This window comes from Mycobacterium colombiense (assembly GCF_001953985.1).
Lineage (GTDB): Bacteria > Actinomycetota > Actinomycetes > Mycobacteriales > Mycobacteriaceae > Mycobacterium > Mycobacterium colombiense_B.
In genome coordinates this window covers 338,209-353,212 of sequence record NZ_MBEI01000058.1, presented here as the reverse complement: position 1 = coordinate 353,212, position 15,004 = coordinate 338,209, and the positions used below count along the sequence as shown (strand labels likewise).

The following is a 15,004-nucleotide window of genomic DNA, read 5'->3' as shown; positions in this document are numbered from 1 at the left end:
GGGACTCCTCTCGGATCGGCGTCGCCGCGGGTACGTCGCGCCGCAACGCCGCTACTGTAGCTCTTACGGTAGCCGCGGTGCCGGGCGCCTACACGTAGGGCAGCGTCGCCGTCTCGGCCGTCGCGGACGCATCGGCGAGCACCGAAGCGAGTTTGGTTTGCAGAGTGGACGTGGTGTCCCCCACCGGCTTATCGCAGAACCTGCAGCGCGTTGTAAAGTTCGGCTGTTCGTCCTCGTCCGGCCAGAACCGGCGCGGCCCGACCTGGGCGCCGGGATCGAACTGCATGGCCTGATGCGGGGCGTCCTTGAGAATGCGGCCGACGGGATGGCTTTGCGGGCATTCGAGTTTGAGCATGCCGACGCCCTCTTGGTTGCCGACCATGGTTCACCGTCCTCTCAGTGCAGGATCTGCGCGAGCTTGCGCCACCGCCGGTGCCGGTGGCGGAACATGACCCGGACGAAGGCGCGGGTCAGTAGCCCGTGCACGCCGTCGTCGGTTTCGATCTCGTCGGTGTAGCGGCAGCTGCGGTCGTCGATGCGTTCGAACGTCAGGCGGTGATTCCAGGTGTGGACGGGTCCGCCGTGTTCGTTGGTGTAGATCTCGGTCGGGTCGAGTCGCTTGATGGTGAGGTGATGCGTCCAGCCCGGGATCACCCCGAACCACCAGAGCCGCGCCGATCCCTGGGTGCCGACCTCGATGCGCTCGGGGAGCTCGAGGCGGTACGCCCGCAGGACCGGGCTGAGGACGTGCTTCATGAGCTCGGGCTTGCGCGCCAAGGCGGACGCCGTCTCGACCGGGATCGGCAGCTCCGTAGTTAGGGTCACCTTACTCATGCAGTTCATCGTGGCTTAGCGGGCCCGTTCAGGCAAGGGCGCCGCGGTCAGAGGGGCGGTTCTGGGGCTGGCGGGGCGGGCGCCTGGGGCGCCGAGGACGGTGCCGGTGAAGGAGGGGCCGACGGCGGCCAGTCGGCATGAAAATCCACACCGACGACCACGCCGGCCGTGATCTTGTTGCAGGCCACCGGCGTGCTGGGCGGGGCGTTTCTTGCCGAAATAAGCACCGCGGCGAATCCGGTCACCAACGCCGGGAGGTACATGACGGCTAGCGAGCTCTACGAAATCTGGAGGTGTAAAGGGCGCACGTTGGTGGGCACCCTCACCCGGGGGGCTCACAGCGAAGATGGAGCGAAATGGGCGCCTATCAGACCCTGGTGGTCGGCACTGATGGCTCGGACACATCGTTTTGTGCGGTGGACCACGCCGCCGCGTTCGCCGCGAGAAATAATGCGAAGTTGATTATCGCGATGGCGCACTTGTCTTACCTGGAAAAGGGCGAGAAGGGGGGCTGGGGCAAACCAGCCCGGCCGGATCGTGTGCTTGATGGCCGCGCTGAGGTCGTCCTCGGGAATGAGGGGGACTACAAGGTGCACGGGATGGCCGGCATCTATGCGATCCTGCGGGAGGCCCAGGAGCGGGCAAGGGCGGCTGGGGCGAAGGATATTGAGGCGCGACCCATTAGGGGCGATCCGGTACATGCGCTGTTCCACCTCGCCAAGGACGTTAAGGCTGATCTGTTGGTGGTTGGCAACGTGGGACTAGCCACGCGCAGCGACAAGTGGCTTGGGTCGGTGCCCGGAAATGTCTTGCGCAGGGCGAAGACCGACGTGCTGCTCGTCCATACCACCGACTGAGGCCGAACCACCCAGGCCTACGCCACGTCGACCGCTCAGCGAAGCCTTGCGGCTGCAGAATTAGTGGGCTGGTCGTCTCTGCCTGCGGATTTATTAGTGGTCCCGGCTGGGATCGAACCAGCGACCTTCCGCGTGTGAAGCGGACGCTCTCCCACTGAGCCACGGGACCGGCGCCGAGACGGCGAACGACGTCGAAGACTAGCACGCGCCAGCCCCCGACAATACCGGCCGCGTCGTGTGGCACGTCGTCGCGATAGCCTAGACACGGCTCGTACCAAGAAATTTGTATGTGCCCGCTCACGTGGACTATCGTCGGGCTTCGCACCGGGCGACGATCTCGTCCGAGGCGCGCGGATGTAGCGCAGTTGGTAGCGCATCACCTTGCCAAGGTGAGGGTCGCGGGTTCGAATCCCGTCATCCGCTCGAAGGTGCAAGTGGCGTGGACCCCAACGGTGGAGTGGCCGAGTGGTGAGGCAACGGCCTGCAAAGCCGTGCACACGGGTTCGATTCCCGTCTCCACCTCCAGTTTTGGTTTCCCGGCGCGATTAGCTCAGCGGGAGAGCGCTTCCCTGACACGGAAGAGGTCACTGGTTCAATCCCAGTATCGCGCACCAGCATTAGCCGCTTCTGGCGATACTGTGACCGCAGGTCAGCACAACTGAGGTAGTGCACTACTCGTGCCCGCGCCCGGGATCGCGGAAACGATCTAGCCATGAATTCCAACCTTGCACCGCCGACCTGGGCAACCAAGGTCGACGATTGGGACAACGTCGAGGCAGCGTTCAGGGTGTTCGACGGCCCGGAGTGGAGTATCAACGACGCCGGCCACGGGCCACAGCCCGATATCGTGGTCTCCGTCATCGGGCGGCAATACGTTGACGGGCACGCTGAGTGCCAGGTCGTCATCGACTGTCCCGATACCCCGATCATCGCGCCGGCCGAAGCGCGCAAGCTGGCCCAGGCGTTGATTGCCGCAGCAGACGCCGCTCACGGATGACGTCGTGCACCCGCAACCGGTCCGGCCATCAACGCCCCATAGGGGGTCTCCGTGATCATGAAAGCTGCCGTGCTTGCCGCGGGCATCGCCTGCGCCCCGCTGGCGCAGGCCGATCCGAATCAGGCAGACCTGAGCAAACCCTTCTCGGTCGCCGGTGGCCCGTTCATCGGCCATTGGGGCGCCCATGGCGAGAGTGTGACCGTCAATGCCGACGGTTCCGGCGTCGAGACAGCGCGTCGGGGAACGATCAACTTCCAGCTGGGCTCCGTCCAAACGTCGACCAACCCGTGGGATACCGCATACGGCAACGTCACCAGCGGTTTCCTCGAGCGGGGCGCTTTCGTGACGCTGCAGCTCGTAGACGGCGGACAGGGCATGACCTTCAGTGCCGGGGGCGGGGACAACGGGTTCCCGTTCTGCAAGATCGTCAACGGCAGCAAGGTGAACAGCTCCGACTGCGGGGCATGAACCGCAATCACACGGATAAAAAGGAGATACTCAAATGGCGACCTTCATCACCTTGCTGGTCTTTCTCGTCTTGGTAGGCCTGCCTTGCTGGTTCTTCGTCAGGCAAGCGCGGAAACAGTTCCGGCTCAGGAACTTACAACTCAAAGACTTGGAAGCGCGCGAACAAGAGCGCCGCCAAAACAGGGCGGCATAACCTGGTGGACCGCCGCCCGAACGCTCCCCTACGGGCGCTCTTCAATCACGCACTGAACGACCCCTCTGGCAAAGGACGGGTCGAATCCCATCTGGGCTACCCTCTGCGCCTCAGCAGCGGGACTAACGCCAGAATCGAGATCCATTTCAATGACGCCGACAAGCTGCAAGTTTTGCGGGTCATGTCCCGCGATAGGTTCCGTCATCTTTCCCACGCAGCGGCGGTAACCACTGAAGTCGGCGTGGGCGGACGCGACCATCAGCGTCCCCGGGGCGCTGAACAAGACGGTGATGGCGGTGCCGATCGCGGCGGCGGAGGTGAGACGCACGTCACATGATTACCCAGCTGTAACGATCGGTAATCAGCAAACTGCTCGCTGACCCGACCGATTCGTAACGGGGTTCAGGCGTCGGTGGTGTGGACGATCAGCACGTCGGTCTTGGACCTGCGGGACACGGCGGAAGGAACTGATCCCAGCAGCCGGCCGGCGACGCTGTTGAGTCCGACGTTGCCGACGACCAGAAGGTCGGCATCGGCGTCCTCCGCAAGCTGCACCAGCACGTTGATGGGTGCGCCGACGATCGACTTCTCCTCGACGTTCTTGGCCCCGACTTGGTGCGCCCGCTCCCTGGCGTCCCGCAGGATCGCGTAGTAAGGGGCCTCGCCCACCGTCCGGTAGTCCTGACCATGGTCGCTGCCCGGCGGGATGGCGTAGCGGCCGCGCTCCTCGGGGACTGGGAGGTGCGCCGTCGCGACGATCAATTTCGCGCCGTGATCCGCAGCGATCGCGGCTGCGCGCTCCACCGCGCGCAGCGAGGAGTCCGAGCCATCTGTGCCGACCACGACCGTCTGATAGGCGCTCATTTCTCATGCAGTGTAAGGCCGGCGGCGGCAGTCGAGAAGGAAAATCATCTGGAATCGGTCCCCCACCCCGGTACCGGCCGGCCCCTTCTGCACCTTCGAGAGCCGTGGCGCGGGAGCGCCCCAAATTTGTGGTTGTTAAACGATGCGAACGCGGGATAATGCCCGCATGCGTTTCGTCTATGTCACTGCGGCGGTCGGCATCGCCATTGCTGTGCCGATGGGGGCGCCGCCAGCTCACGCTGACACCGGCGTCCCTGGTTACGTTCAGTGCATAGGGGGCGATGCGAAGCCCCCACCACCGGGAGTCAGCGCAGAGAATTGGTTTCCCAGCCTGCATGTGATCGATAACGACATCGCTGGTGGTATTCCCTCGCAAGAAGTAATCCGGAGATTGATCGATATGGGGGTCAAGCCGGAGGACGCCGCCACCCGAGTGCGGTGCTATCAGGAAAACCTGCCGCACTAGCGCAACACCCGGCTAAATCGTCGCGAAGAGTGCGCCGCATTTCTGGAATGTGTTATGCGCCAAGGCTTTATCACGGCGTGCTTGCCGAATAATGGTGTGTTGACTCAGCTTCCGGTCCGCCTGCCGGGCGGTCGACATGTGGTTGCGCGGATTCGGTGAGTTAAGCCAGCCATTTTTCAAACAGACCATCCGCGTCCTGAGCTGGCGTTACGATCCGTGCAAGCGCTACAGATTCGAGGGGCCTATGCATCGCACCCGACGTCTTGTCACCACGATGATCACCGCCGTCGCTTTGATGTTCGCGGCTGGCACTTTCGCGTACGCGCCGCTCGCATCGGCCGATCCGGTCTGCGGTGCGCCGGGGACGCCGCCCTGCGCGGGTCCCAGTCCGTTGACACCCGAACAGCAATGCGCGTTCATTGCGTGGCGATCGATGATGCCGTGCAACTGGCTCGGAGTGCAGGTGCCAGCCGGCACGCCGGGCAGTTGGGACAACCCGCCTGCACCGCCGCCCCCGCCGCCGCAGCCGTGACGCCACCCTCCTCGCGACACCTAAATGACAGAGGGGTCGCAACTTGAATTCATCACCCCCGGAAGACAACTGGGGCGGCGTAGGCCAGAACCGGATTGCAGCTCAATGGCGCTTCTCGAGGCCGGGGCCAAAAGGCGCGAACTCGCCCTCAAATCCCCGCATGCGCTATCTTCTGGCAGTGACCAGACCTGCTCACATGAGCGCGCTCGCAGCGACGCTGGCGCTGACGGCGTGTTTGACTGCGCCCCATGGCACCGCGGACCCGACGTCCCAGCAGTCGCCTTTCCCGACCGGGAAATCCGGCACCAGCATCCATGTCACGGAGTACAGCACCGCGACCGCCGACGTCACGCTTAACAACGCAACCTGGGTCTCGTCCGGCTGCTCCGGCGGCGGGGGCTGCAACGTCATCGAACTGACCATCGAGGGCAAGTCCAACGCGCCGTTCAACTACAGCCAGGCCTCGCTGACCGCCGCCTCTTCCCCGTGGCGACAGGACCCGAACCGCGATGTGCAGGGCGGCTCATCTCTGATCGACTACCAGAAGATCAACAAGGTGCCGCCGCTGCGCTCGGGCAGCGTCACCAACGGCCAGACCGCGCACGGATTCATCGCCTACGACAGCACAATCAAGCAGGGCGACGTATACATCGAGTTCAACGATCCCGACGCTCCCGCGGCCCCGACCCCATTAGCGGGCTGGAAAGTCCACACCTGAGCGAATTGCCCTGCGGGACAACCGGATCATCCTTGGCGCGGCCGGTCACGCGCGGTCGTGGAGAGTGACCTGGTAGCCGTCGGGGTCGGCGAAAGTGAACGTCCGACCGAAGGGGCCGTCAATCGGCTCGGAGACGATGGTGTGGCCGTCGGCGGCAAGAGCGTCGTGAATGGACTGGACATCCGTGGCGTGAAGCCAGATCGCCGTCCCGATGCCGGGCTGAGCAACGGATGCGAGATCGGTTCCGGGAATAACGTCGCGAAGTGCGAATGCGATCGGCTTCGTCTCGAAGACGACGGCGTGCGGAGGGCCGGCCTGCGAACGGACGAGGCCGAGGTACTGCTCGTAGAACGCCTGCGAGGCGTCGAGGTCGCGCGCTTGGAGCGAGATGAAGTCGGGGCCGGTGACGGGCATGAGATGCTCCTTCGGTTCATGTCAGTTTTCTGACACAGGACAATCTATGTCAGAATACTGACATGAGTCAAGACGGTGCCGGCGTCGACCTGGAGACGTCACTGGGCTACCTGCTGAAAGAGGCGTCGAGCGCCCTTCGCTCAGCCATGGAGGAGGTGCTGCGGCCGCTCGGGATGAGCGTGACGCACTACTCCTGCCTCGAGCTGCTGGCTCAACGCCCGGGCTTGTCGAACTCCGAGCTCGCGCGCGGCGCGTTCGTAACACGGCAGTCGATGAATGTCCTGCTCCAGGCCTTGGAACGAGACGGCTACGTGACCAGGCCTGCGGAGGCACCCGTCGGCAAGGTCCTTCCCACGCGGCTCACGCCGCGCGGCCGACGGAGCCTAGAGAAGGCGTCCGCCGCGGTCCGGTCCGTCGAAGTCAGAATGCTGGCCGGGATGACCGAGGCCGAGCAGTCGGACGCGTTCCGGCTGTTGCAGAGCATGATTCACTGTCTGCGCGATGGTGCATAGCGTTCACACGCGCACGGCCGACATATCCATGTCGATGGTGCCCTGGCACGCGCCGCTCAGGATGTCGGTGTGCATGACCCCGGCGAGCGACCCGTCCGGTTGGGGTGTGTAGCGCGTCTCGGCTCGGGCTGGATTCCATTGGATCGTGGTGTCGGGCATCATGCAATCCCACTGGAAATCGCTGGTTTGCGACCAGGACTTGCCGTCCCAGGTGAACTGCACCGGCTGCGGAACCGTCGGATTGGTCGGCGGAGGGCCACTGACGATGGTGGCGACGCACTTCCCGTTCGTACAGCTCGAGCTGAACCCGTAGGTTTCGGTGTGCTGCGTCTCAGGGTCGCCGACCGCCATGCTGGTCCCGGCCTTGGGGCCAACCATGAACGTGATCGCGTATTGGCCATTCCAGGACGGATTGTCGGCGAGGGCCGCAGGGGAAACCTGCAGGGCAATCGCGAGCGACATGGCGGATGCAGCGGCGAAGCCTGTCAGACGGTCTGCAGCCATGGTTCCTCCTCGGGTCCCATCCAATACTCGTATGCGGAACCGTCGCCGACAAGGTTCTCGCCGTCCTACCAGCCCCACTCGTCGTCGTCGAGGACATCCACGGTCAGCGCGTTGTCGGCGGGGCCCTTAGTCCCGTAGGTGAAGGTGAGCATCGTGCGGTCGTCGTCCATGGGCTCAGTAGCGACGACCGTAGCGTGCCCGATCTTCATTCGGATCCGGTCTCCGGGCTTCAATTCGTCGACGCGTTTGAGGGTCACGCTCGATCCGTCAGAACCAGTGATTTGGTATTGCGGAAGTGCCCACGCAATCGCCTGAACTGTAGATCGTCGATGGTCTGGTCTGGATCTTGTGCGGCACGGCGGTGGGGTCGCGAGGCGCCCCCACGGTTGGGTTAAATAGTATGCGCCGCAAGAAGATACGGCCCTCCCCGCTGCTCTAGATCCTCGCGGACTGAGGATTTCACCCTGAACCGGCTGCCGACGCCTCTCGTACAGCAAACAGGCTATGAGCCCAGTCCGCAAGCACCTTACGTTCAATCGGAGTTGCATCCCGCGGTTCCGCTGGGCCGGATGTGTTGCTCGCTCGGTCCGGGCATCTCGCCGCGCGGGCTACGACACTGACACTGGGTCTGTCCGGTGGCGCGCCGGCCGCGGCCAAGGCTGTGGAACTGGTCGCGGACGGACTCGCTGCGGCCACCAGAACCAGCGTCCGAGCAGAGTCGACACCGAGGGTGTCATCAATGAACGCACCACCAAGGTGTCGAACAACAGGCCCAAACCGATTGTGGTACCCACCTGGCCGATCACGATCAACTTGCTCGACGCCATCGACATCATGGTGAAGGCGAAAACGAGGCCGGCCGAGGTGACGACCGATCCGGTGCCGACCATGGCGCGAATGACGCCGGTGTTCAGGCCGGCATGAATCTCTTCTTTCATTCGCGAGACCAGCAGCAGGTTGTAGTCCGACCCGACCGCAAGCAAGACGATGACCGACATCGGTAACACCATCCAATGCAACGGAACCCCAATCATGTGCTGCCACAGCAGAACCGAGAGCCCGAAAGAGGCGGCCAGGCTCAGCACCACCGTCCCTACGATGACGGCCGCGGCAACCACGGCCCGAATCAGCACCACCATGATGACGAAGATCAGGATCAGCGCAGCGACCGCGACGATCAGCAAGTCGTAGTCGGCGCCTTGTTGGAGGTCTTTGTACATCGCCGCACTGCCGCCAAGGTAGATCGTCGATCCCTCGAGCGGGGTTCCCTTAATCGCGTCTGCGGCAGCGGTTTTGAGCGGCTCGACGCGCGAAGTGCCTTCCTCGGTCAACGGGTTGCCCTGGTGAACAATGGTGAAGCGTACGGCATGCCCGTCAGGTGACAGGAACAGCTTGATACCACGTTTGAAGTCGGCGTTGTCGAAGGCTTCCGGCGGCAGGTAGAACGAGTCATCGTTCTTGGCCGCATCGAACGCCTCGCCCATGGCCGTGGCGTTCTGCTGCATGGCCATGGTTTGGTCTTGCTGCGCTTTCTGGACCTGATACTGGTCGAGCATCATTTGTTTCTGGTTTTTCATCGACTGGATCATCGGCGGCATCAGTGCGACCATCCGCGGCATCACCGCATCGAGCCGCTCGATGTCCGGTACCAGGTCGGAAAGGTCGTCACTCATGGTGCCGATGCCGTCAAGAGCGTCGAACACCGACCGCATCGCCCAGCAGACCGGGATATCGAAGCAGTGTTTTTCCCAGTAGAAGTAGCTGCGTAGCGGCCGGAAGAAGTCATCGAAATCGGCCATATGGTCGCGCAGCTCCTGCACATCGGAGCTCGTTTTGGTCATCTTGGTGGCCATGCTGTGGGTGATGGCCGCCATCTCCTTGGTCAGGCTCTGCATAATCTCCATCGAGTCGATGGTGACCTGCATGTCGGCGGCCTGTTGCAGCGTGTTGCTCAACGTCTTCTGGGTGTAGTCGTTGGTCATGATCTGGCCGGTGCTGTTCATGCTGATCGTGAACGGGATCGTGGTGTGCTGGATCGGCCGTCCTTCTGGCCGGGTGATGGTCTGCACCTGGGCGATGCCGTGCACTCGGGCGAGAGCTTTCGCAATCTTGTCGATCACCAAGAAATTGGCCGGGTTTCGCAGATCGTGGTCGGTTTCGACCATCAGCAGATCTGGATTCATCTTGGCCTGGGAGAAATGCCGATCGGCCGCCGCGTACCCGACGTTGGCCGGGACATCAGCGGGTAGGTAGATGCGGTCGTTGTAGGTGGTGTAGTAGCCCGGCAGGGTCAATAGGCCCACCAGGGCCAACAGGATCGCGCAGATGAGAATCGCGCCCGGCCACCGGACGGTGGCGGTGCCGATGCGGCGCCAACCCCGGGGCTGCGTCCACCTTTTCGGCTCCAGCACCTTGCCGAAACGGCTCATCACCGCAATCAGCGCTGGGCCCAGGGTCAGCGCCGCGGCAACTACAATCGCCATGCCGATCGCCAGCGGGATCCCCATGGTCTGGAAGTACGGCAGCCGGGTGAAGCGCAGGCAGAAGGCCGCTCCGGCGATGGTCAGCCCCGAAGCCAGCACGACATGTGCGGTGCCGTGGAACATGGTGTAATACGCCGACTCTCGATCTTGACCGAGCCTGCGGGCCTCCTGATATCGGCCGATCAAGAAGATGGCGTAGTCGGTGGCCGCGGCAATGGCGAGCGTCACGACCATGTTGGTAGCGAACGTCGTCAACCCAAAAGCATTGTGGTAGCCGAGGAATGCCACTATCCCCCGTGCCCCGGACAATTCGAGCACGACCATCGCGAGCACGATGCCCACCGTGACGAACGACCGGTAGACGATCAGCAGCATCACGATGATGACGGCGAAAGTGAGCATTTCGATGACTTCCATGCTCTTGTCGCCCGTCGCGTTTTGATCCGCGCTGGTTGCCGCCGGCCCTGTCACATACGCTTTGAGACCCGCAGGCGCCGGCGTCCGGGCGACGATATCACGCACGGCCGCAACGGATTCGTTGGCCAGCGCCTCTCCCTGATCGCCGGCGATGTAGACCTGAACGTAGGCGGCCTTGCCGTCGACGCTTTGGGCGGCCGCCGCGGTCAGCGAATCGCCCCAAAAGTCTTGGACGTGCTGAACGTGCTTGCTGTCGGCCCGCAGTTGCTGCACCACGCGGTCATAGAAGTGGTGCGCGTCGGGGCCCAACGCCTTATCGCCTTCGAGCACGATCATCACCGAGCTACTCGTGGAGAACTCCTGGAAGACCTTGCCGACACGCTTTGTGGCGATCATCGACGGCGCATCATTGGGACTCATCGATACCGCGCGCATCTTCCCTACTTCTTCCAGCTGCGGCACAACGGTATTGAGGACAGCGACAACGGCCACCCAGGCCAATATGATCGGCACGGCAAATACGCGGATCACTCTCGCTATCCGCGGGCGGCTGGCCGTTGGATGAGACACCGGAATGGCATCGGTCGGGGCGTCGGTCACTTGCAGGCTCATGCTGACTTCACCAGGCAATAGGTCTCGGCGTCGACGCCGGTGGCGGTGCGCTGGTCTTTTACCACGTCATCGACGGTGATTCGGCAGGTGATGCTTTGGCCCGCGCCTTGGGCGAAGATGTTGGGCGTGGCTGCGGGTGCCGTCGTGCGTAACGTCAAAGACCATGGCAGAGGCACGTTTACGGCTCGCTGAGGCCTGGCGTCAAGGTCCAGGTAATTGATGACCGCCGTGGTAGCAGAGCCGAATACTTCATAGGTGACGACCTTGGGGTTGAAGGATTCCGCACTGTCGGAGCTGTTCGACGTCACCAAGACGGCGTTGGAGCCGAAGACTCCATGCAATTGCATGACGGTGGCGCCGCCGACCGCGACGGCTACCACGACCAGCATCGGCAACCACACGCGTCCGAGCAGGCCCTTCATCGCGCTCGCCCAACGTTGCAGCGTCCGGTATTCGGGTTGCCCGCCGAGTCGGACTCGTGGGCGGTATCCAGATCGGCAATCAAGGTGAGGGCCTTTCAGCGACTCGAGGCCACCCCGGAGAACCGGCGACCGATGAACGTCTAGCTAGACAACCTAAAGAAGTAAGTGGATAGAGTCAATCCACTTAGGGAAAATGTAGCCACGGTTACACTTCTCCGGTGAGCGCTTGTGAGATGACAGGCCGCCGGCTCCGGAGAGACGCTCAGCGCAACCGGCAGCGGGTGATCGATGCCGCGCGCGAACTGTTCGCTTCACGAGGTCTGGAGGCCACACTCAACGACGTCGCTCACCATGCGGGCGTGGGAGTGGGGACCGTCTACCGGCGTTTCCCCACCAAGCAGGACCTGCTCGAAGCGATCTTTGAGGGCGGCATCGACGAACTCACCGCCCTGGCGGAAACAGCGCTGCGCCAGCGTGACTCATGGCAAGGCTTCGTGTGGTTCGTCGAGCAAATGTGCGGGCTGACGGCGGCCGACCGAGGAATGCGGGAGATCGCTTTCAGTAACGCCTACGGAGGCAATCGAGTAGACGCCGCCAAAGCCCGGCTGGTGCCGAGGTTGACCGAGCTGGTCGAACGTGCCGAAAAAGACGGTCATTTGCGCCCGGGGGTGTCGCCGAGCGACATGCCTATCTTCGGACTGCTGGCCGGAACCGTGAGTGAATACGCGGGGCATGTCGATGCCGAGCTATGGCGCCGGTACGTGGCGATCGTCCTCGAAGGCCTGCGTCATCGCAGCGACCAGACACCGCTACCGGTAGACGCACTCGACGACGAGCAGCTTGATGCAGTAATGCAAACTTGCAGCCTGCAGTGCCCTGCCGAGCCATCGCCCCGAAGGCGTTGAAGAAGCGCCACTCAGCCTTCCCTTGTGCGCTCGATCCGCGCTTCCGACTACCACCGGGCAGGTGCGGGCGCCTCGATCGTCAGCGGTCGTTGGTAGGACAGGTCGGCCCGGTCTCGGGTGCCCACGAGATATCCCTTCTCGGTGAAGAACGTGGACTGCAACACTCTCGCATCGGCAAGGAACATGCCCTCAACCGTCGACCGACGAATAGCGATGCGCCACTGGCCATCCCGCCGCTCGAGCCGGTCAATGTAGCGGCCGGTGATGAACTGGGCGCTCTTGGCATCGGGGCCGATGAGCACCACGATGACGTAGCTTTCGGCGTGCGCTGTGTCGCCGTCGACCTCGCACGTGTGGGTGGTGATGTTGTGGGTGTGCACGCGGGACGTCTCCGCGTGGGTCGCGTTGGCCCACGCACCGTAGTCAGGTCCTGCATTGGTGGCGTAACCGTGCTCGTCGACCCCGTCCCTGTGATACGCCGCGGTGATCAGGTCGACGTCATGGCGATCGCAGCCACGTGCATGCCGCGCGATGCAGTCCAGGATCTCGGTGCGATCCAGGAGGTAGCGCACGTCGCGGTGCAACGCCTCCAAGCTCGTGTCGACGGTCATGTCTTCCTGCCTCTCGTGCGCGGCGCTCCTACTGCGCGATCGTAAGTCGCTACTACTATACGACTGTATAGCGCGCGACTGGTGTCACAATACAACGAACCGAATGAGCGAGGTGACCATGGCAGCGTCGTCGCGGCGCGTAGGCGCTGAAACGTCCAAGACGCGGGACGTCCTTCTCGACTGCGTCGAGACGTTGATGCTCGAGGAGGGGTATGCGAGCGTCACCTACCGAGTCCTGGCCACCAGGGCCGGCGTCACGCCCAGCCTCGTGCAGTACTACTTCCCCAGCCTCGACGACATCTTCGTCGCTGCAATCCGGCGCTATTCGGAGCGCAACCTCGCTTTCCTCGCAGAGACTTTGGAGCGTCGCGCCGGCGACCCGCTTCGTGCGGTGTGGGAGTACAGCTGGGACGAGGCAACCGGCGCGCTGATGACCGAGTTCATGGCGCTGGGCAACCACCGCAAGTCGATTCGAAAGGAGATCGCCGCGGTCACCGAGAGCGTTCGCAAGATGCAGCTGGACGCGCTCGTCGCGAAATACGGCAAGGATGCGCGGTTTTTCGGTGACCTGTCCCTTCCGGCGCTGCAGTTGTTGATGTCGGGCCTGCCGAAGTTCCTCAACCTCGAGGAGGGCATCGGCGTGAAGTCCGCGCACGCCGAGGTGACCGAGGCGTTCGAGCGCTACCTCGACACGTTGGAGCCCGCTAATGCAGCGAAGAAGCGCAGAACCTCGTCGAGCAAGCGTCGCGCGTCGCGCAAGCGCTGACCGCGGCACGTGGGCTGTCGCCCAACGGAACGGACCCGGGATCATCGGTCGCAGAACATCCCGCGGTAGCCGTAGGCGGGATGGCGCTCGCTGATGTCGGCGCCCGCCTTCCCGAACAACTTTTCGCGCAGGGTGCCCGGCCGGTACTCCCTTTGCATCAGGCCCTTGTCTTGCAGCACGGGGACGAGGTGGTCAAAAAAGTCCTCGTAGCTCTCCGGCAGCAACGCATTCATCACCTGCACACCGTCGACGCCGGCGCCCTGATATTCGGTGAGCCGCTTGGCGATGGTCTCCGGGGCCCCCACGACCATCTGCGGCAACGACAGCGAGGACAGGAAGTCCTTGACGGTGGGCTTCGACCCTTCCGGCCAGGCGTTGATGACGGCAAGAAATGCTCCACGGATGCCGGGGATCTCGTCGAGGATGTCCTGCAGCGGCGTCGACGGATCGTAGCGACCCAGGTCCATGCCGCTCAGGCTGGAGAAGTAGGCCGTCTGGGCCTCCTGGCTCCGGAACTCCTCGAGCTCTCCCCACTTGCGGTAGGCCTCTTCGTCGGTCGACCCGGTGATGAACATCATGCCCTGCAGGAAGAGAATGTCGCCGTCGCGGCGACCCCGTTCGCGCGCGCGGCTGCGGACGTTATTGACCTGCTGCGCAATGGTTTCCAGTGACATAGCCGCAAGGAACATGAGTTCGGCATGGGCACTGGCGAAATCCAGGCCCGCGGGTGAGCCGCCCGCCTGCGCCAGCACCGGGGTGCGTTGCGGCGAGGGCTCCATGAGGTTGAATCCCTCGACGCTGTAACGCTTGCCCACGTGGTTGATGTCGTGCACCTTCGCCGGGTCGGCGTAAATGCCGGTGGCGGAATCGTTGACGATGGCGTCGACGTCCCAGGACCCTTCCCATAGCTTGTAGGTGACATCGACATACTCTTCGGCCCACGCGTAGCGCTCCTCGTGAGACGGACTCGCGGGTAGCCCGAGGTTGCGGAAGGCCTTCTCGTTGGCCGACGTGACGATGTTCCAGCCGATCCTTCCGTTGCTCAAATTGTCGAGCGTGGACACGGCACGCGCGAAGACGAACGGATGGTGCTGGATCACCGAACTGGTGTAGAGGAAGCCGAGATCGGTTGTCTGGTTTGCCATTGCCGGGATAACCATGGTGCAGTCACCGATGGGCACGTTCATGGCCATCTCGAAGATCACGTCGCGTGATCCGTTGTATTCGCCTTGGACGCCGACGACGTCGGTGAAGAAGAAGGCGTCGACCTTGGCCCGTTCCGCCTTCTTCGCGAGGTCGACCCACAGGTCGAATCCCTTGAATTCGCGGTTGCGGGCGCGCGGGTGTCGCCAGATGCCGTGGAAGTTGTGACCGATCGAGTCCATCAAGAGCAGCGTGAAGATCAACCGCTTGGACATGGTGCCCCTTA

At 63.3% G+C, this 15,004-nt stretch carries 21 protein-coding genes and 4 tRNA genes; 13 read left to right on the top strand and 12 right to left on the bottom strand.

Translation table 11 applies throughout. The annotated features are described in order from the left end of the window. Positions 1-88 precede the first annotated feature (88 nt). Together A5732_RS19045 and A5732_RS19040 are read right to left on the bottom strand one after the other, a co-directional pair. Entirely contained in the window at positions 89-382 is a 294-nt protein-coding gene (locus A5732_RS19045; protein WP_076103000.1) for a hypothetical protein, read from the bottom strand. Between the two features lie 14 nt (positions 383-396). Next, on the bottom strand, positions 397-843 hold the full coding sequence (locus tag A5732_RS19040; RefSeq protein ID WP_076102999.1) for a hypothetical protein: 447 nt from the start codon (positions 841-843) through the stop codon (positions 397-399). A gap of 347 nt (positions 844-1,190) precedes the next feature. On the opposite strand from A5732_RS19040, the gene A5732_RS19035 reads away from it, so the two are divergent. Then, on the top strand, positions 1,191-1,691 hold the full coding sequence (locus A5732_RS19035) for a universal stress protein (protein WP_076051910.1): 501 nt from the start codon (positions 1,191-1,193) through the stop codon (positions 1,689-1,691). A gap of 97 nt (positions 1,692-1,788) precedes the next feature. Here the strand turns inward: A5732_RS19035 and A5732_RS19030 are convergent. Continuing rightward, positions 1,789-1,860: transfer RNA gene (locus A5732_RS19030), tRNA-Val, on the bottom strand. Positions 1,861-2,041: 181 nt separating this feature from the next. On the opposite strand from A5732_RS19030, the gene A5732_RS19025 reads away from it, so the two are divergent. The 6 genes from A5732_RS19025 (at position 2,042) to A5732_RS27365 (ending at position 3,349) form a co-directional block, all read left to right on the top strand. Beyond that, positions 2,042-2,114, top strand: a tRNA-Gly gene (locus A5732_RS19025). A 28-nt stretch (positions 2,115-2,142) separates the two neighbouring features. Then, positions 2,143-2,216 (top strand) — tRNA-Cys (locus tag A5732_RS19020). 14 nt (positions 2,217-2,230) lie between these two features. Further along, positions 2,231-2,305 (top strand) — tRNA-Val (locus tag A5732_RS19015). Between the two features lie 98 nt (positions 2,306-2,403). Next, complete coding sequence (locus tag A5732_RS19010) at positions 2,404-2,688, top strand: hypothetical protein (protein WP_076102998.1); 285 nt, start codon at positions 2,404-2,406, stop codon at positions 2,686-2,688. A 57-nt stretch (positions 2,689-2,745) separates the two neighbouring features. Then, entirely contained in the window at positions 2,746-3,156 is a 411-nt protein-coding gene (locus A5732_RS19005) for a hypothetical protein (protein ID WP_170879978.1), read from the top strand. A gap of 34 nt (positions 3,157-3,190) precedes the next feature. Further along, positions 3,191-3,349, top strand: coding sequence for a hypothetical protein (locus A5732_RS27365; protein WP_170879977.1), 159 nt, complete (start codon positions 3,191-3,193; stop codon positions 3,347-3,349). Between the two features lie 28 nt (positions 3,350-3,377). Here the strand turns inward: A5732_RS27365 and A5732_RS19000 are convergent, their stop codons facing one another. Continuing rightward, positions 3,378-3,677 carry a hypothetical protein gene (locus A5732_RS19000; RefSeq protein WP_076102997.1) on the bottom strand — a complete coding sequence of 100 codons (300 nt, stop codon included), beginning with the start codon at positions 3,675-3,677 and terminating at the stop codon, positions 3,378-3,380. Between the two features lie 74 nt (positions 3,678-3,751). Then, positions 3,752-4,213, bottom strand: coding sequence for a universal stress protein (locus A5732_RS18995; RefSeq protein WP_076051887.1), 462 nt, complete (start codon positions 4,211-4,213; stop codon positions 3,752-3,754). Positions 4,214-4,379: 166 nt separating this feature from the next. Between A5732_RS18995 and A5732_RS18990 the strand changes: the two genes are divergently transcribed. The 3 genes from A5732_RS18990 (at position 4,380) to A5732_RS18980 (ending at position 5,929) form a co-directional block, all read left to right on the top strand. Further along, the gene (locus tag A5732_RS18990; RefSeq protein WP_076102996.1) at positions 4,380-4,679 is read left to right on the top strand and encodes a hypothetical protein; all 300 of its coding nucleotides are present in this window, start codon (positions 4,380-4,382) and stop codon (positions 4,677-4,679) included. Between the two features lie 244 nt (positions 4,680-4,923). Beyond that, on the top strand, positions 4,924-5,211 hold the full coding sequence (locus tag A5732_RS27815) for a hypothetical protein (RefSeq protein ID WP_076051985.1): 288 nt from the start codon (positions 4,924-4,926) through the stop codon (positions 5,209-5,211). A 196-nt stretch (positions 5,212-5,407) separates the two neighbouring features. Next, entirely contained in the window at positions 5,408-5,929 is a 522-nt protein-coding gene (locus A5732_RS18980) for a hypothetical protein (RefSeq protein ID WP_076102995.1), read from the top strand. A gap of 45 nt (positions 5,930-5,974) precedes the next feature. Here A5732_RS18980 and A5732_RS18975 read toward each other — a convergent pair whose 3' ends face one another. After that, positions 5,975-6,343 carry a VOC family protein gene (locus A5732_RS18975; RefSeq protein ID WP_076051884.1) on the bottom strand — a complete coding sequence of 123 codons (369 nt, stop codon included), beginning with the start codon at positions 6,341-6,343 and terminating at the stop codon, positions 5,975-5,977. 62 nt (positions 6,344-6,405) lie between these two features. On the opposite strand from A5732_RS18975, the gene A5732_RS18970 reads away from it, so the two are divergent. Continuing rightward, positions 6,406-6,855: a MarR family winged helix-turn-helix transcriptional regulator gene (locus A5732_RS18970; RefSeq protein WP_076051883.1), complete on the top strand. Its 450-nt coding sequence runs from the start codon at positions 6,406-6,408 to the stop codon at positions 6,853-6,855. A gap of 3 nt (positions 6,856-6,858) precedes the next feature. Here the strand turns inward: A5732_RS18970 and A5732_RS18965 are convergent, their stop codons facing one another. From A5732_RS18965 to A5732_RS18955, 4 genes are all read right to left on the bottom strand, one after another. After that, on the bottom strand, positions 6,859-7,359 hold the full coding sequence (locus A5732_RS18965) for a hypothetical protein (RefSeq protein ID WP_076102994.1): 501 nt from the start codon (positions 7,357-7,359) through the stop codon (positions 6,859-6,861). A gap of 65 nt (positions 7,360-7,424) precedes the next feature. Then, entirely contained in the window at positions 7,425-7,616 is a 192-nt protein-coding gene (locus tag A5732_RS27110; protein ID WP_064951749.1) for a hypothetical protein, read from the bottom strand. A gap of 351 nt (positions 7,617-7,967) precedes the next feature. Further along, on the bottom strand, positions 7,968-10,871 hold the full coding sequence (locus A5732_RS18960) for an RND family transporter (protein WP_076102993.1): 2,904 nt from the start codon (positions 10,869-10,871) through the stop codon (positions 7,968-7,970). Then, entirely contained in the window at positions 10,868-11,293 is a 426-nt protein-coding gene (locus tag A5732_RS18955; protein WP_076051880.1) for an MmpS family transport accessory protein, read from the bottom strand. The genes A5732_RS18960 and A5732_RS18955 overlap by 4 nt, the downstream gene beginning before the upstream one ends. A 233-nt stretch (positions 11,294-11,526) precedes the next feature. Between A5732_RS18955 and A5732_RS18950 the strand changes: the two genes are divergently transcribed. Beyond that, positions 11,527-12,198: a TetR/AcrR family transcriptional regulator gene (locus tag A5732_RS18950; protein WP_076051879.1), complete on the top strand. Its 672-nt coding sequence runs from the start codon at positions 11,527-11,529 to the stop codon at positions 12,196-12,198. Between the two features lie 47 nt (positions 12,199-12,245). On the opposite strand, the gene A5732_RS18945 is transcribed toward A5732_RS18950, so the two are convergent. Beyond that, positions 12,246-12,809 (bottom strand): nuclear transport factor 2 family protein, encoded by a 564-nt coding sequence (locus A5732_RS18945; protein ID WP_076051878.1) that lies wholly within the window; start codon positions 12,807-12,809, stop codon positions 12,246-12,248. A gap of 118 nt (positions 12,810-12,927) precedes the next feature. Between A5732_RS18945 and A5732_RS18940 the strand changes: the two genes are divergently transcribed. Then, on the top strand, positions 12,928-13,575 hold the full coding sequence (locus tag A5732_RS18940) for a TetR/AcrR family transcriptional regulator (RefSeq protein WP_076103050.1): 648 nt from the start codon (positions 12,928-12,930) through the stop codon (positions 13,573-13,575). 41 nt (positions 13,576-13,616) lie between these two features. Here the strand turns inward: A5732_RS18940 and A5732_RS18935 are convergent, their stop codons facing one another. Then, positions 13,617-14,993 (bottom strand): NtaA/DmoA family FMN-dependent monooxygenase, encoded by a 1,377-nt coding sequence (locus A5732_RS18935; protein WP_076102992.1) that lies wholly within the window; start codon positions 14,991-14,993, stop codon positions 13,617-13,619. Between the last annotated feature and the right edge of the window lie 11 nt (positions 14,994-15,004).

What these genes read in the sequence shown, in the direction of transcription:
- A5732_RS19045 (WP_076103000.1), bottom strand. Translation starts at nt 382, where the DNA reads ATGGTCGGCAACCAAGAGGGCGTCGGCATGCTCAAACTCGAATGCCCG.
- A5732_RS19040 (WP_076102999.1), bottom strand. Translation starts at nt 843, where the DNA reads ATGAACTGCATGAGTAAGGTGACCCTAACTACGGAGCTGCCGATCCCG.
- A5732_RS19035 (WP_076051910.1), top strand. Translation starts at nt 1,191, where the DNA reads ATGGGCGCCTATCAGACCCTGGTGGTCGGCACTGATGGCTCGGACACA.
- A5732_RS19010 (WP_076102998.1), top strand. Translation starts at nt 2,404, where the DNA reads ATGAATTCCAACCTTGCACCGCCGACCTGGGCAACCAAGGTCGACGAT.
- A5732_RS19005 (WP_170879978.1), top strand. Translation starts at nt 2,746, where the DNA reads ATGAAAGCTGCCGTGCTTGCCGCGGGCATCGCCTGCGCCCCGCTGGCG.
- A5732_RS27365 (WP_170879977.1), top strand. Translation starts at nt 3,191, where the DNA reads ATGGCGACCTTCATCACCTTGCTGGTCTTTCTCGTCTTGGTAGGCCTG.
- A5732_RS18995 (WP_076051887.1), bottom strand. Translation starts at nt 4,213, where the DNA reads ATGAGCGCCTATCAGACGGTCGTGGTCGGCACAGATGGCTCGGACTCC.
- A5732_RS18990 (WP_076102996.1), top strand. Translation starts at nt 4,380, where the DNA reads ATGCGTTTCGTCTATGTCACTGCGGCGGTCGGCATCGCCATTGCTGTG.
- A5732_RS27815 (WP_076051985.1), top strand. Translation starts at nt 4,924, where the DNA reads ATGCATCGCACCCGACGTCTTGTCACCACGATGATCACCGCCGTCGCT.
- A5732_RS18980 (WP_076102995.1), top strand. Translation starts at nt 5,408, where the DNA reads ATGAGCGCGCTCGCAGCGACGCTGGCGCTGACGGCGTGTTTGACTGCG.
- A5732_RS18975 (WP_076051884.1), bottom strand. Translation starts at nt 6,343, where the DNA reads ATGCCCGTCACCGGCCCCGACTTCATCTCGCTCCAAGCGCGCGACCTC.
- A5732_RS18970 (WP_076051883.1), top strand. Translation starts at nt 6,406, where the DNA reads ATGAGTCAAGACGGTGCCGGCGTCGACCTGGAGACGTCACTGGGCTAC.
- A5732_RS18965 (WP_076102994.1), bottom strand. Translation starts at nt 7,359, where the DNA reads ATGGCTGCAGACCGTCTGACAGGCTTCGCCGCTGCATCCGCCATGTCG.
- A5732_RS18960 (WP_076102993.1), bottom strand. Translation starts at nt 10,871, where the DNA reads ATGAGCCTGCAAGTGACCGACGCCCCGACCGATGCCATTCCGGTGTCT.
- A5732_RS18955 (WP_076051880.1), bottom strand. Translation starts at nt 11,293, where the DNA reads ATGAAGGGCCTGCTCGGACGCGTGTGGTTGCCGATGCTGGTCGTGGTA.
- A5732_RS18950 (WP_076051879.1), top strand. Translation starts at nt 11,527, where the DNA reads ATGACAGGCCGCCGGCTCCGGAGAGACGCTCAGCGCAACCGGCAGCGG.
- A5732_RS18945 (WP_076051878.1), bottom strand. Translation starts at nt 12,809, where the DNA reads ATGACCGTCGACACGAGCTTGGAGGCGTTGCACCGCGACGTGCGCTAC.
- A5732_RS18940 (WP_076103050.1), top strand. Translation starts at nt 12,928, where the DNA reads ATGGCAGCGTCGTCGCGGCGCGTAGGCGCTGAAACGTCCAAGACGCGG.
- A5732_RS18935 (WP_076102992.1), bottom strand. Translation starts at nt 14,993, where the DNA reads ATGTCCAAGCGGTTGATCTTCACGCTGCTCTTGATGGACTCGATCGGT.